This window comes from Priestia sp. USM5, assembly GCF_058323215.1.
The window spans coordinates 1323932-1336323 of record NZ_JBSGKN010000001.1 but is presented as its reverse complement, the minus strand read 5'-3'; the positions used below and the strand labels follow the sequence as shown (position 1 = coordinate 1336323).

Here is a 12392-nt window from a genome sequence, read left to right as displayed (position 1 = left end):
TATAAAGAATTTATAAAGTTTATAAAAATTATTGTACAGGTTTTTTAGCTAAGATATAGGATACCACTGCGAATAAAAGCAAAAATACAGATAAAAACAAATAGCTAGCGCCTTCAAAGCCTCTTACCTCTACATAGCCAATATAAAGAAGAACAGCGGCAGCAATAACGGTTAGCATGGAAGGAATCATTCTAATGACCTTGTTCCATTTCATTTTTCTGAATAGCCAAGTTAACATGAGTATAAGTACACCTGGCAGCAGGGCAATCAGTAAAGGACCGCCTATCATCATATCTATCAACCTCTCTAAATCCTAATCATTCACCTATAATAAAAATAATAAACTTACGGCTCAGAAATTCCATTTGCAATCGCTAATAAAAACATCAAAGCAGAAAGCAACACAAAAAAGATGCTGTTTGCGATAATGCTAAACCACACAACCCTCTGCTTTTTCGTTCGAACTCCTAAAACTAACGCCACAATAAAACCAACGTCTATGGCAAAAAACAGCCACAGCGGAATAGTCAAATCACCGCTTCTACTTGGAAAAATTGAATTTGATGGGAATATCCGATTCGCAAAAAACACTACAAACGCAGCTGCCAGCAAAATAACGGTTAATAAAATCGGCTTATTTTCTTTGGAAACACTCATTTCAAATACCCTCCTAACTAAAGAAAATAATACCATATAGTACTAAATTGAAATATACAAATTATAAATTCTCAACACCAGAAAGAAAAAGAGGACATAGATTTTATCTACGTCCTCTTTTTTTATTCATCTGGTACATATTCTAAAATGTCCCCTGGCTGACAGTCTAGCACTTCACAAATGGCTTCCAGCGTAGTGAAGCGTATGGCCTTCGCTTTTTCAGTTTTTAAGATAGAGAGATTGCTTTTGGTAATCCCAACTCGATCTGCTAGCTCATTTAAAGATATTTTCCTTTTGGCCATCATGACGTCTAAATTGACTCTAATCATCTCTGACCTCCTATATAGTAAGTTCACTTTCCTGGGCAATTGCAACTGCTTTTTTAAAGAATGCCCCTAAAAGAAGGATAAAAACGGCTGCTATAAACAGAATACCATCTATTGAGTACGAAATAGTAATAGTTCCATGTTTAAGATTTAATAAAGGAGCTAATTTAGCAGCAATAAAAAACTTGGGAATTCCAGCCGCAAACGATCCTATTAAAAAGATAATACCTGTTGCAAAAATAGCTTTTGTGTTGCTTGAAACAAAGATAATTCCCTTAGCTGCATTTTTAAATAATACTTTAAAATTCCAAAGCATTGCAATCGATAAAAAACAAGAAATCAATAAGGCTACAATCCAAATTTGGACTAATTTTGTATCCGGAATTTCGTTCAGCTTAACATCAAACAATCCTTTTCCTAATGATAAATTAAAAGATGAGTTCTGTAAGATCGAGTCGTCAAACTGAAGGTAAATAACCATTATTCCCATAATACCTGCTACAAAAATATTAAACCAAAATAAAGTGTTGACCAGATAAAAAAGAATTCGATAACCATTTGTTCGTTTCATGTAAACATCCTCCATAACTGTTGTTAGGATTAATTTACCATGTATATATAAGGAAATCAATGATTATTTATCGAAAAACAATAAATTTTATATTTTTTTTGATAAATAATAGTCGTTTTAGATAAAAATAAGAGATTCTATTGTAATGACATATAGACTTAATTTATATAAACAGCAGTCTTAGCCATAGCTTATTCTAAATATTCTTCCGCTAAAGAAGGATTTAAATAACGAGCCATGCCGGTTTTCATTTTACGAAATCCTGCTTTTTTATAAAACTCTTCATTACCCGCTGTGGAAACAAGGTGAATGCAGGAAATATCATTAAGCTGAGCAAGCAGGTTTTCTATAATTTGCTGGCCAATTCCTTTGTTCTGATAGTGCTCATCAATCACAACATCATAAATCGCAGCATTAAACACCCCGTCTGAAAGAGCTCTGCCAAACCCTGCTATGTTATCTTCATCATAAGCAATAGCTACTACGTTGCTTGATTGAAATACTTTTTTAATTTTTTCTTCATTATGGTTCGTCCATCCTACCGAGTGATAAATTTCTTTCATTCTCGACCACTCAACGTTTTCTATAGAATGTGAAAAGGAAATTTTCATAGAATCTACTCCTTTTATTTTTTATAAACTATTTCTTTTTTCAAAAACAAAAGTCCTTGGTAGATTATTACGAGTATGTGTATACGATAAAAAGCATCATACATGTCAGTGATGATTTATAAACGTTAACTTCTATATTTAACCGCAAAAAAGGTACAAATCATCTGCGATTTGCACCTACAATAACTACGTTCGTTTACTTAATAATCATAACCGGACAGTGTACTCGTTTAGCTACTTTATGACTGACGCTGCCTAGCACCATTTCTTGAAGAGAATTTAAGCCTCGGCTTCCTATTACCACCAGATCAAAGTTGTTTTTATTGGCGTAGGCTACAATGGTTGGCCCCGGGTCGCCGCGTTCTATTTTAAGCTGATGCGCTATCTGCTTCTTTTCAAAGCAGCTCTTTATTTCTTCGAGCGCTTGCTGTCTTTTTTGTTTCAGCTCTCCGTGTAAAATTTCGGTTTTCGCCTTTGATAAGTCAATAACCGAAATAATTTCTACTTTTGATTGCGGTATGAAAGAAGCAACTTGTATCGCATGCTCCGCGGCTCTTTTTGAATGTTCTGATCCATCTACAGCTAACAAGATTTTTTGATACATTCATTGTCCCCCTATCAATGAGCTGATGCTCTTGCATTTGACTTGTTGTAAGTCGCTAACCTTTGAAGCAGCTCCTCACTTACATCATTTAAACCTGTCAGCTTCACTTCAGCAGACGTTTGTTCTTTTAACTTTAATACGACTTTATCAATGGCCGCTACGGCTGAGTCATCCCAAATATGCGCTTCTGAAAAATCAATTAAAATTAAATCTTGTTTTTCTGTAAACGAAAACGAGTTAACAAAGTCTTCTACAGAGGCAAAGAACAGCTGACCTTTTACTTCGTAAACTGTTCGATGTTCGGATTCTTTTGCTGATACGTCTAGCTTTGAAATTTTAGCCGCAAAGAACACTGCACTTAAAATAACACCCGCAATAACTCCTTTTGATAAATCATGCGTTGCTACAACCGTAATCACCGTAACAAGCATCACAACGGTATCTGTTAAAGGAACTTTTGTGAGCGTACGAAGCGAAGACCAGTCGAATGTTCCGATGGATACCATAATCATGACCCCGGCTAGTGCAGCCATTGGGATTTTAACAACCCAGTCCCCTAGCACCAAGATGAGAAACATGAGAAATATGCCTGCTACAAACGTTGATAACCGGCCGCGTCCGCCTGATTTTACATTAATAACGGTTTGACCGATCATCGCACAGCCAGCCATGCCGCCAAAGAAACCAACGACCATGTTCGCAATTCCTTGCCCTCTGCTTTCTTGGTTTTTATTACTAGACGTATCTGTCATATCATCCACAATCGATGCCGTTAGCAGCGATTCCGTTAATCCGACAATAGATAATCCTAGCGCTGTTGGAAAAATGATAGACAGTGTTTCCATATTCCAAGGAACGTTAGGAATAGAAAACACCGGCAGTGATTTTGTAATTTCTCCTAAGTCTCCTACTGTACGCAAATTAAATCCTCCAAAAATAGCTACAATTGTCATGACGACAATCGCTACTAATGGCGAAGGCACTGCTTTTGTAAAGCGCGGTAAAACGTAAATAATAACAAGAGTTAACGCAACAAACACATACGTCATCGTTGAGATTCCTACAAAATGCGGAACTTGTGCCATAAAAATTAAAATCGCTAATGCATTCACAAATCCTACCATTACGGACCTCGGAATAAATTTCATAAAGCGAGCAATCTTAAAGATGCCAAACAGAAGTTGAATCACACCTGTTAAAATAGTCGTTGCCCATAAATACTCCATTCCATGCTCTTTTACGAGTGTCACCATCAGCAGGGCCATCGCGCCGGTAGTTGCAGAAATCATCGCAGGACGCCCTCCTACAAAGGCCATCACAACGGCGATACAAAAAGATGCGTGTAAGCCCACCATCGGATCTACTCCGGCAATAATGGAAAAAGCAATAGCTTCAGGGATGAGCGCAAGCGCTACGACAATACCTGAAAAAATATCTCCTTTCACGTTGCCAAACCACTCCATTTTTAATTTATTGAACATGATAACTAAAAACACCTTTCTCTCTATAGTCATAAACGTTTACTGTACGCTCGTCTAGATTTTGAACTATAAAAGTAGTAAAATAGAAAATAAATAGAACCTAAATGGAACGTTTATGGTACTTTCAATGCATAAAAAAATGAGTGAAAACAGCTTAACATATCCTATCTTCCTCAAGAATTATATTCACGTACATGAAACGTTTCGTTACATTTTTTAACTACGCTCTTATTAAATTGAAGCAATCAGCTCCTTTATTTTTTCCTCATTTAACCCAAACGCTTTTTTCACTTTATTCTCCAAGTCCTGTGTGACTCTTCTTTTTCCAACTTCCACTAATGCAATGAGTGAAAAGCTGCAGTTTACTCTTTCAGCGAAATTCCGCTGATTCAAATTGTAGCTTTTTCGAATCTGTTTAATGATCTCTTTATCCATATTACACCTCGCTTTTCTTTTATAAGTGGCTTCCAACTCTCATAGAAGCCGAGACGTTGTTAACAACTAAAACTCTAGCAGACCTAAACCAAAATGTCTATCACTTTTTGTTCCAAAAACGATCTTTTTTGGAACTATACTTCTTTCTATACTGAAAAGAAATGTTATGAGTGGAAGGAATTTGGTACAATAGGTAAATATAAATAAACAATCCATGCAGGAGATGGTGTAGTGATTATTGGTTATACCCGTCCATATAGCGAAGATGAAAACTTGGACAAACAGTTACAGGCGTTGCAGCCTTTTAATTGCGATAAAATTTATCATGAAAAAACAAATTCCATAAAAAAAAGAGTAGAATTCGATGAGATGGTAGCTTCACTTCAGCCAGGCGATACAGTCGTTGTGTATAAATTTTACTGCATTGCAGACTCTACTCGGCACCTTATTGAATTAATTGAATATCTTTCAGATAATCATGTTCACTTTGTATCGATTTTGGATGACGTTGATACATCCACCGAACAAGGAAAAACCTTTTTCAGTACCATTAAACGTATTGGTGAATTTCAACATGACGTGATCAGTGAACGCACAAAAGCCGGTCTTCAAGAAGCAAAATCAAAAGGAAAAAGCGGCGGCCGGCCAAAAAAACCTGACTATAACGTCCACCGAGCACTTGACATGTACTGGAGTAAAAACTATACGATTGCTCAAATTACAGAAGCTACAGGTATAAGCAAGACGACTTTGTACCGTTACTTAGATAACTAAAGCACATGTAAAAAAGACGTCCTTTTATTCGGTAAAAAGGCCGTCTTTTTTTAGTGACTATATCACTGAAGGTATTTAGGATTCGGTTTAGAATGGTGATTAATTTCTTCAAATATATTTGAAGAAGGTTTAGACGACACTTTGTTATGTAAATCTTGCGCAGGCACGCTGGTTTGAGAAAAAGATGACATATATAATTCCATCAACTGTTTAAAGTCCCCTACAGTCAAAGGTTTTGCATCTTCTCGAAGTTCGTATCCTAACTGTCCATTTGGTTCGATTGTGGCGATTTTAACATCTTTTATGTTTGATATACCTGCATTTCGTAATCTCATTTCTAATTGATCGGCGGTTAAACGTAATTTTTTAAGCTGCTTAGTATCTAATTGACCGTTATTTATAACGATTTTAGATTTACCTGTCAGAAATTTTTCAAATCCATTAAACCTTAATTGTAAGTACTCTAAAACTAAAATAGCAAGAACAAAAATTGCTGCCCCGCCAATGGCTTTTAGCATACTTTTCTCAACAATAGGTTGTACAATGATGGTACCTAAGGAAATCATAACGACCGTTTGAGCGAGCGTCATTTGAGCAATCGATTTTCTTCCCGCTATTCTCAACAATAAGATTCCCGTTAAAATCAAGATTACAGATTGCCAGATAAAATTCATAATATCATCCTTTTTATTACAGTCTGCTTTTAGATTAGGCATCTGAAAGCAAATTATTCATGTATCAAAAATTTCGTTTCCACTCCTCATACCCTAATAAAGTTAGAAAACAAAAAGATACCTTACGTAAAGGTATCTTTTTGTTTTGTTATTTTCTTTCTCGAAATCACAGGACTTATACAGATTGATCAATGCAGCGTATTAATCTTGTTTCGATGTCTTCTGCTAGTGTTTGGAGCTCTTCATTATGAAGCATATTAATCATAGCCGTAGGCCTAGGCATGCCAATCTTTGTTTCACTTTCATCTTGATATACAACCATTTTACAAGGGAGAAAATATCCTACTAAAAGATTTTGCGAAAGAACACGCTGAGCTTCTTTCGGATTACACACTTCTAATACTGTAAACGGTGTATGAAAGTCCTGCCCTTTTTCCTGTAGCTTTGCAGTTAAATCGAAATTCCACAAAACACCGAACCCTTCGCTTTTTAAGTTTTCTTCTAGAGAACTAATCGCTTCTTCTAGGCTTTTCGAGGTTTTTACCGTGTAATCAAACATCCAATCTCCTCCTGTTAAGTTAGAATGAATTCCTTTCTTCTACGAAACTTGAAGTTCATGTTATTCTGCCCCATCCTTAAAGTTTAAATCTATAGAATATCAGCAGCAGCAGCTCCAAATAAAATCTACATCGCATGCTTTACCCCTTTTTTAACAAGTACCCAGTTCGCTGGATAGCTTGTACAAAAGCCAATGATCATGGCGATTTGCATCATAAACCAAAAGACCACGCTGTCTGGTTTGGGTGCCTGTGCAAAAAAGACATAATGTGATAAAGCCATCCAGCCGAACATCCCTATTTCAAACGCAATAAGCGACCACGTATCTGCTTTTACTGCATTTTTCAGCTCATCTTTTGAGCCGTTATCTTTCATACTCATACCATAGTATTGAAAAGCAATTCCCGCTATATAAGCAAGAATAAATTCCACTACGTAATCTGCAAAAAGTACGCTTCCGGCAATCGTCCATCCCGTTAAAAATACGATTGGTGCGCCAATTAAATCTCCGACCGAGCACCCGCTGCTGCAGTGGGTCGTAGATACAAAAACACTTTGCCAAAAAGGCTTCTTACTATGATGGTGTTCATGATGATCTTCATGGCTATGATGCATATGTTCAGAGGAATCATGAGCGTGATCGTGTTTCTTTCGATCTTTACGGCCTAATTTAAAGTAAAACCATATCCCGGCCACAGGAAAATATAGGCCCGTAATAGGCCACACAATATTCATCACAAACATCATCTGCGGATGCCTGATCACGTCGATTGTAATAACTAAAAATTGAATAATTCCGATTGTAATAGCGATATAAGAAAGTATTTCTAGCCAGCTCATGTGCTACACTCCTTTAAGATTTATGTATCAATCACATACCCTCTACCCCTATATCTAAACGTAAAAAAGAGAAACTGCTCATTACTTAATAACTTTTACAATGCTGTTATCTTTTATTAGGTTTAATAAACTAAACGATAGTCTAATGTAATAAAGAGAAGAAAAATAAGGAGGAATTTTACAATGTCTAACGAAAATTATCAAACTGTTATTCAAACGCTGCATGACTGTATGAGTGCCTGCAACCAATGTTTTGATGCTTGCCTAAAGGAAGAAAATGTAGGGATGATGGTGGACTGTATCCGTTTTGACCGAGAATGTGCAGATATGTGCGGATATTTGGAACAAGCTTTAGAAAGAGGAACGCCTTTCGTTGCTGAACTAGCGGGAGTTTGCGCTGAAATTTGCGAAAAATGCGGTAACGAGTGTAAGAAACACGATCATGACCACTGTCAAAAATGTGCAGAGGCTTGCTTGAAATGCGCGGATGAATGTAGAAAATTAGCTGCATAATCTTTGGAATATAAGAAAGCTAGAACCCTTGAAGCGCATTTCAGGCATTAAGGGTTCTTTTTAGTGATAAGGCAAGAGAGAATCTATAGGCTTTCTAAAAAACGAATAAACTTTTTAAGACTTTGCGAGCGCTGCTTCCCTTTCTTTACTATAAAATCAATTTGAACGTCTTCTGCAAGCTCTTCGTATTCAATTCTTTTCATATCACCACGAGAATTTACTACGCTAGCCGGGACTACACTCATCCCCAGTCCATCGCGGACACCTTGTAAAATCGCTTCTAATGAATCAAATTCCATCATGTTGGCTTTATGTGTATGATGTTCTTTTGAAAACGCTACTAGTCTGTTTCTATAGATGCAGTTTACATCACTATTGATGAGCAGCATTGGTGGGGTTTTTTCTTCTATATCTTCAGACGTAGGTGAGATGAGTACCACCTTTTCTGCGTAGTGATAAACTCTTTCAAACTGAGCCCCGTTATAGGTACCGCTAAGAAAAAGTCCATCAATTTCCCCGTACGAAAGCATTTCTTGCAAGACTTGTTTTCTATCTGTTTTGATTTTAACTTCAATATCCCGATGTTCTTTCAAAAAAGACGAAAATAAAGCTGGAACTTTACTAGCAGAAACCGTCTGCGACGCACCAATGATTAAAGATGTTCTAAACTTATTCGGATTAACTTCTGCTTTAGCTTCCTCCATTAACAGTAAAATACGCTGTGCATAGTTAAACAAAGCTTCCCCTTCATCCGTTAACGTGACTCCTCTATTTGTGCGTGTCAGTAATTTAGTATCTAACTCTTCCTCTAATTTTTTTATGCGCTGACTGATATGCGGTTGAACATATCCTAATACCTCGGCGGCTTTTGATAGTGATTTTGTTTCTGCCACACATTTAAAAATTCGTAAGTCTTGGCTTTCCAATTTCCATTCCTCCGCTGATATCATTTTAAATGATACCTCTCTTAGTATTACCTATTATATCCTTTTTTTTATCGAAGATATAATAAAAGATATTGAGAGAAAGGAAGGTTAAGAGAAATGAACGATTTTAAAAACAAAGTATTTATTATCACAGGCGGAGGCACTGGTGTAGGCAAAGCAACGGCTTTAAAGCTAGCCGATAAAGGCGCAAAACTTGTGATAAACTACAGCAACTCAGAAAAGGAAGCTAAAAAAGCTGTGGAAGAAATTTTAGAAAAAGGAAGTATGGCTTTTGCTTTTAAAGCGAATGTAGCCAACGAGAATGAAGTGAATGAAATGATTCATCAAACGATTGCACAATTCGGACGGTTAGATGGATTAGTGAATAACGCTAGTATTACTGCTCAAATCCCGATGCATGACTTAGAGTCTGCAACGGATGACGTATGGGACTCTTTATATGATATAAACGTAAAAGGCATGTTTCACTGTGTAAAAGCAGCCGTTCCACATATGAAAAAACAAAAGTCAGGAGCGATTGTTAATGTAGGAAGTGTTGCCGGCACAACTGGAATTGGCTCGTCTATTCCTTATGCAGCAACAAAAGCAGCGATTCATACGATGACGAAGTCGTTAGCGATTGCACTGGCACCCCATATTCGAGTCAACTGCATCTCTCCTGGTGCAGTCGACACAAGGTGGTGGTCTGGCAACGAAGATAAAATGTATCAGCTTGCAGGAAATCTGCCTCTTCAGCGCATTTCTTCTCCTGAAGATATCGCAGATGCTATTCTTTTTCAGTTAAAACAAGAGTCCGTGACGGGCCAAGTGTTTACGATTGATAACGGACAAACTCTTTAAGCATATGAAAATATTCCAAAAAATAAACCCCACTACTAGAAAGAAATAGTAGTGGGGTTATAATAAGCACTATGCTACTGATTGGCTCTCTCTTTCCCCAGTGAAAATCCTTCAAACAGCCGGCCTCCATATGGTTCTAACACTTTATCAACCAGTTGAATCACTTTATCTTTATTCCCTGTTTTATAAAAGGTATCAAATGCCTCTACAAACTCTTTACTAAAGCGTTCATTATAGTGATTCAAAGACCGGACAATCCATTTAGAATCCCCGATCCAATGACCGTTTGTTCTTAACACAAATTCATGCGTTATATAAGCGAGCGTGTTGGCAATAAAAAGTGCTTCACCTGTATTTGAAGAACCGATTAAATCATCCAACGCATCGCTTACAAAATATCTTTTTAGTTCAATCGTCTCTTCCGACCATTTTTCCGGTCCTTTTTCTAGTAATTGTTTCGCTTCTTTTTTTATAGACTGGATTACTCCTTTATCCACTAAAATAATTCCCTCGGAAATCATTCTTGGCAGTGAAGGTCTAGCCCTCTTACAGTCGCTTTTAAAAAAGGCTTGGTATGAAGTCAAATTATGAGCAAAAACTTCAATGGCCCATCTAAATTCAATGAGTGACTCTCTAAAAGAAGAAGGAAAATCATCATCAAAAATAACAAGATCAAGGTCAGACGTGTGTGTAGCCTCTCCTCTTACTACGCTTCCGGCGAGTAATGCGCCTTGACAATTAGGATAATGCTTAGAAATAAATTGTGTAGCTGCTTGCAGCGGTTCTAACCTTTTTAGCTCTTTCATCGTATTCCTCCAGAAAATGATATATATTGTTTTTCTGGTTAGAACGTGGAAATTCCTTTAACAATAAGTTCTTATTTAACCTTTCTGAACATGTCTACTGTATTTACTTTTAGTTACCGTCATTTAAATGACTCTTTTATCCAAATTCCCCCTTGCCTTAAAGTTAACTTTAACGTTTAAGCTAGTTTTATAGTTTTTAAAATACAAAAAAGGGGAAACACTATGCTAATTAAAAGAATAACGGTGCAACTTTCCGGTGGACTTCTAGCTAGACATACAGCTTTGTTTGTACGCGAAGCGTGTTCGTTTCAAAGTGATATTTTTCTTGCGAAAGATGGAAAATGTGTAAGTGGAAAAAGCATCATGAAGGTAATGGCTTTGGCTGTTAAGAAAGGAGATGAAATAACACTGCTGACAAATGGAGTTGATGAACAAGCTGCCGCTCGCACCCTTGAAGAATTTCTTTTAACTAAACATAGATAGAAAGCTGCCATGCTATTCCTTCCTTTCCTTTTTTCATAAAGTCATAGAACGAAATTTTTTTCAAAAAACTCTTGCTTTAAAGTCGACTTTAACGTTTAAGCTAGTATTGTAGTTTTTAAATACATCAAGCGTAGTCAGTGAATGCACGTTTAGTAGCAACTGGTTATGTTTAATACGAAAGGATTGTGTTTTTACTTATGTGTAATAATCATCAACATACAACAACATCACGTGTTTTAAGTGCGCCGCACGCAAAGGCAAAATTTGAAAATACGACAATTGAACGCAGAGAACTGCGAGCAGACGACGTTTTAATTGATATTAAGTTTAGCGGTATCTGTCACTCTGATATTCATAGTGCATTTGATGAGTGGGGCGGCGGGATGTTCCCGATGGTTCCTGGTCACGAAATCGCAGGAGTAGTTGAAGCAGTTGGCGAAAACGTAACAAAATACAAGGTTGGCGATCGCGTAGGCGTTGGATGTTTCGTTGACTCTTGCGGAGAGTGCGAGTACTGTGTGAACGGTGACGAGCAATACTGTACAAAAGGCGTTGTTCAAACGTACAATTCATTGGATTACGACGGAAACCGTACATACGGCGGCTACAGCCAAAAAATCGTCGTAAAAGAAGGATTCGTTGTTCGTATTCCTGATAACTTAAGTATGGATGCAGCAAGTCCGCTTCTATGCGCAGGGATTACAACATTTTCTCCATTAAAGCACTGGAATGCTGGCCCTGGCAAAAAAGTGGCGATCGTGGGAATGGGAGGCCTTGGACATGTAGCGATTCAATTTGCACATGCAATGGGTGCTGAAGTGACGGTATTGAGCCGTTCTAACAATAAAAAAGAAGAAGCACTAAGCTTTGGTGCAGATCATTATTTTGCAACAAGTGATGAAGCGACATTTACTGAATTAGCTGGTCGTTTTGATCTTATCTTAAACACGGTATCTGCTAACTTAAACGTGGATCAATATTTATCTTTACTTCGCGTAGATGGAACGCTTGTTAACGTGGGCGCACCTGCTAACCCAGATCAATACAGCGTATTCTCCCTTATCATGGGACGTCGCAGCATTGCGGGTTCACTTGTAGGCGGCATTCGTGAAACACAAGAAATGCTTGATTTTGCGGCTGAACACGGCGTTGCTCCTATGATCGAAGTTATCGATGCAAATCAAGTAGACGAAGCGTATGAGCGCGTTCTTCGCAGCGACGTTCGCTATCGATTTGTTATTGACATTTCTACACTGTAAGTTTTAAAAAAGC

At 37.4% G+C, this 12392-nt stretch carries 18 protein-coding genes; 5 read left to right on the top strand and 13 right to left on the bottom strand.

Translation table 11 applies throughout. The features are described from left to right. Nucleotides 1-28 precede the first annotated feature (28 nt). The 8 genes from ACWATA_RS07155 to ACWATA_RS07120 form a co-directional block, all read right to left on the bottom strand. On the bottom strand, nucleotides 29-292 hold the full coding sequence (locus tag ACWATA_RS07155; protein WP_154991944.1) for a YesK family protein: 264 nt from the start codon (nucleotides 290-292) through the stop codon (nucleotides 29-31). Between the two features lie 53 nt (nucleotides 293-345). Then, on the bottom strand, nucleotides 346-657 hold the full coding sequence (locus tag ACWATA_RS07150; RefSeq protein WP_301862261.1) for a hypothetical protein: 312 nt from the start codon (nucleotides 655-657) through the stop codon (nucleotides 346-348). 122 nt (nucleotides 658-779) lie between these two features. Next, nucleotides 780-986, bottom strand: coding sequence for a helix-turn-helix domain-containing protein (locus tag ACWATA_RS07145; RefSeq protein WP_045290861.1), 207 nt, complete (start codon nucleotides 984-986; stop codon nucleotides 780-782). Nucleotides 987-996: 10 nt separating this feature from the next. Then, nucleotides 997-1554: a DUF2975 domain-containing protein gene (locus tag ACWATA_RS07140; RefSeq protein WP_301862259.1), complete on the bottom strand. Its 558-nt coding sequence runs from the start codon at nucleotides 1552-1554 to the stop codon at nucleotides 997-999. Between the two features lie 191 nt (nucleotides 1555-1745). Beyond that, nucleotides 1746-2165, bottom strand: coding sequence for a GNAT family N-acetyltransferase (locus ACWATA_RS07135; protein WP_325077050.1), 420 nt, complete (start codon nucleotides 2163-2165; stop codon nucleotides 1746-1748). Nucleotides 2166-2361: 196 nt separating this feature from the next. Beyond that, nucleotides 2362-2769, bottom strand: coding sequence for a universal stress protein (locus tag ACWATA_RS07130; RefSeq protein ID WP_028409472.1), 408 nt, complete (start codon nucleotides 2767-2769; stop codon nucleotides 2362-2364). Between the two features lie 14 nt (nucleotides 2770-2783). Next, nucleotides 2784-4250 carry a SulP family inorganic anion transporter gene (locus ACWATA_RS07125; protein WP_473049697.1) on the bottom strand — a complete coding sequence of 489 codons (1467 nt, stop codon included), beginning with the start codon at nucleotides 4248-4250 and terminating at the stop codon, nucleotides 2784-2786. A 231-nt stretch (nucleotides 4251-4481) separates the two neighbouring features. After that, a complete protein-coding gene (locus tag ACWATA_RS07120) occupies nucleotides 4482-4685 on the bottom strand; it encodes a helix-turn-helix domain-containing protein (RefSeq protein ID WP_473049695.1) in 204 nt (67 codons plus the stop codon). 231 nt (nucleotides 4686-4916) lie between these two features. Between ACWATA_RS07120 and ACWATA_RS07115 the strand changes: the two genes are divergently transcribed. Then, nucleotides 4917-5459: a recombinase family protein gene (locus ACWATA_RS07115; RefSeq protein WP_098113662.1), complete on the top strand. Its 543-nt coding sequence runs from the start codon at nucleotides 4917-4919 to the stop codon at nucleotides 5457-5459. Between the two features lie 62 nt (nucleotides 5460-5521). On the opposite strand, the gene ACWATA_RS07110 is transcribed toward ACWATA_RS07115, so the two are convergent. The 3 genes from ACWATA_RS07110 to ACWATA_RS07100 all read right to left on the bottom strand — a co-directional run bounded on the left by ACWATA_RS07110 (nucleotide 5522) and on the right by ACWATA_RS07100 (nucleotide 7531). After that, nucleotides 5522-6133 carry a DUF421 domain-containing protein gene (locus ACWATA_RS07110; RefSeq protein ID WP_473049694.1) on the bottom strand — a complete coding sequence of 204 codons (612 nt, stop codon included), beginning with the start codon at nucleotides 6131-6133 and terminating at the stop codon, nucleotides 5522-5524. 175 nt (nucleotides 6134-6308) lie between these two features. Then, nucleotides 6309-6692 (bottom strand): DUF302 domain-containing protein, encoded by a 384-nt coding sequence (locus ACWATA_RS07105; RefSeq protein ID WP_028414671.1) that lies wholly within the window; start codon nucleotides 6690-6692, stop codon nucleotides 6309-6311. Between the two features lie 125 nt (nucleotides 6693-6817). Next, nucleotides 6818-7531, bottom strand: coding sequence for a DUF4396 domain-containing protein (locus tag ACWATA_RS07100; protein WP_098113661.1), 714 nt, complete (start codon nucleotides 7529-7531; stop codon nucleotides 6818-6820). Between the two features lie 183 nt (nucleotides 7532-7714). On the opposite strand from ACWATA_RS07100, the gene ACWATA_RS07095 reads away from it, so the two are divergent. Further along, complete coding sequence (locus tag ACWATA_RS07095; protein WP_098113660.1) at nucleotides 7715-8044, top strand: four-helix bundle copper-binding protein; 330 nt, start codon at nucleotides 7715-7717, stop codon at nucleotides 8042-8044. Nucleotides 8045-8127: 83 nt separating this feature from the next. Here ACWATA_RS07095 and ACWATA_RS07090 read toward each other — a convergent pair whose 3' ends face one another. Continuing rightward, nucleotides 8128-8970 carry a LysR family transcriptional regulator gene (locus tag ACWATA_RS07090; RefSeq protein WP_098113659.1) on the bottom strand — a complete coding sequence of 281 codons (843 nt, stop codon included), beginning with the start codon at nucleotides 8968-8970 and terminating at the stop codon, nucleotides 8128-8130. Nucleotides 8971-9087: 117 nt separating this feature from the next. Between ACWATA_RS07090 and ACWATA_RS07085 the strand changes: the two genes are divergently transcribed. Next, nucleotides 9088-9831: an SDR family NAD(P)-dependent oxidoreductase gene (locus ACWATA_RS07085; RefSeq protein WP_028414675.1), complete on the top strand. Its 744-nt coding sequence runs from the start codon at nucleotides 9088-9090 to the stop codon at nucleotides 9829-9831. A gap of 74 nt (nucleotides 9832-9905) precedes the next feature. Here ACWATA_RS07085 and ACWATA_RS07080 read toward each other — a convergent pair whose 3' ends face one another. After that, nucleotides 9906-10637, bottom strand: a complete 732-nt coding sequence (locus ACWATA_RS07080) for a nucleotidyltransferase domain-containing protein (RefSeq protein WP_098113658.1) — start codon at nucleotides 10635-10637, stop codon at nucleotides 9906-9908. A gap of 222 nt (nucleotides 10638-10859) precedes the next feature. On the opposite strand from ACWATA_RS07080, the gene ACWATA_RS07075 reads away from it, so the two are divergent. Further along, a complete protein-coding gene (locus ACWATA_RS07075) occupies nucleotides 10860-11120 on the top strand; it encodes an HPr family phosphocarrier protein (protein WP_028414677.1) in 261 nt (86 codons plus the stop codon). Between the two features lie 197 nt (nucleotides 11121-11317). Then, nucleotides 11318-12379 (top strand): NAD(P)-dependent alcohol dehydrogenase, encoded by a 1062-nt coding sequence (locus ACWATA_RS07070; protein ID WP_028414678.1) that lies wholly within the window; start codon nucleotides 11318-11320, stop codon nucleotides 12377-12379. Nucleotides 12380-12392 lie beyond the last annotated feature (13 nt).

Excerpts from the sequence above, each read along its gene's own strand:
- ACWATA_RS07110 (WP_473049694.1), bottom strand. The coding sequence starts at position 6,133 with ATGAATTTTATCTGGCAATCTGTAATCTTGATTTTAACGGGAATCTTA.
- ACWATA_RS07120 (WP_473049695.1), bottom strand. The coding sequence starts at position 4,685 with ATGGATAAAGAGATCATTAAACAGATTCGAAAAAGCTACAATTTGAAT.
- ACWATA_RS07125 (WP_473049697.1), bottom strand. The coding sequence starts at position 4,250 with ATGTTCAATAAATTAAAAATGGAGTGGTTTGGCAACGTGAAAGGAGAT.
- ACWATA_RS07070 (WP_028414678.1), top strand. The coding sequence starts at position 11,318 with ATGTGTAATAATCATCAACATACAACAACATCACGTGTTTTAAGTGCG.
- ACWATA_RS07100 (WP_098113661.1), bottom strand. The coding sequence starts at position 7,531 with ATGAGCTGGCTAGAAATACTTTCTTATATCGCTATTACAATCGGAATT.
- ACWATA_RS07145 (WP_045290861.1), bottom strand. The coding sequence starts at position 986 with ATGATTAGAGTCAATTTAGACGTCATGATGGCCAAAAGGAAAATATCT.
- ACWATA_RS07130 (WP_028409472.1), bottom strand. The coding sequence starts at position 2,769 with ATGTATCAAAAAATCTTGTTAGCTGTAGATGGATCAGAACATTCAAAA.
- ACWATA_RS07155 (WP_154991944.1), bottom strand. The coding sequence starts at position 292 with ATGATGATAGGCGGTCCTTTACTGATTGCCCTGCTGCCAGGTGTACTT.
- ACWATA_RS07150 (WP_301862261.1), bottom strand. The coding sequence starts at position 657 with ATGAGTGTTTCCAAAGAAAATAAGCCGATTTTATTAACCGTTATTTTG.
- ACWATA_RS07085 (WP_028414675.1), top strand. The coding sequence starts at position 9,088 with ATGAACGATTTTAAAAACAAAGTATTTATTATCACAGGCGGAGGCACT.
- ACWATA_RS07080 (WP_098113658.1), bottom strand. The coding sequence starts at position 10,637 with ATGAAAGAGCTAAAAAGGTTAGAACCGCTGCAAGCAGCTACACAATTT.
- ACWATA_RS07135 (WP_325077050.1), bottom strand. The coding sequence starts at position 2,165 with ATGAAAATTTCCTTTTCACATTCTATAGAAAACGTTGAGTGGTCGAGA.
- ACWATA_RS07095 (WP_098113660.1), top strand. The coding sequence starts at position 7,715 with ATGTCTAACGAAAATTATCAAACTGTTATTCAAACGCTGCATGACTGT.
- ACWATA_RS07140 (WP_301862259.1), bottom strand. The coding sequence starts at position 1,554 with ATGAAACGAACAAATGGTTATCGAATTCTTTTTTATCTGGTCAACACT.
- ACWATA_RS07105 (WP_028414671.1), bottom strand. The coding sequence starts at position 6,692 with ATGTTTGATTACACGGTAAAAACCTCGAAAAGCCTAGAAGAAGCGATT.
- ACWATA_RS07075 (WP_028414677.1), top strand. The coding sequence starts at position 10,860 with ATGCTAATTAAAAGAATAACGGTGCAACTTTCCGGTGGACTTCTAGCT.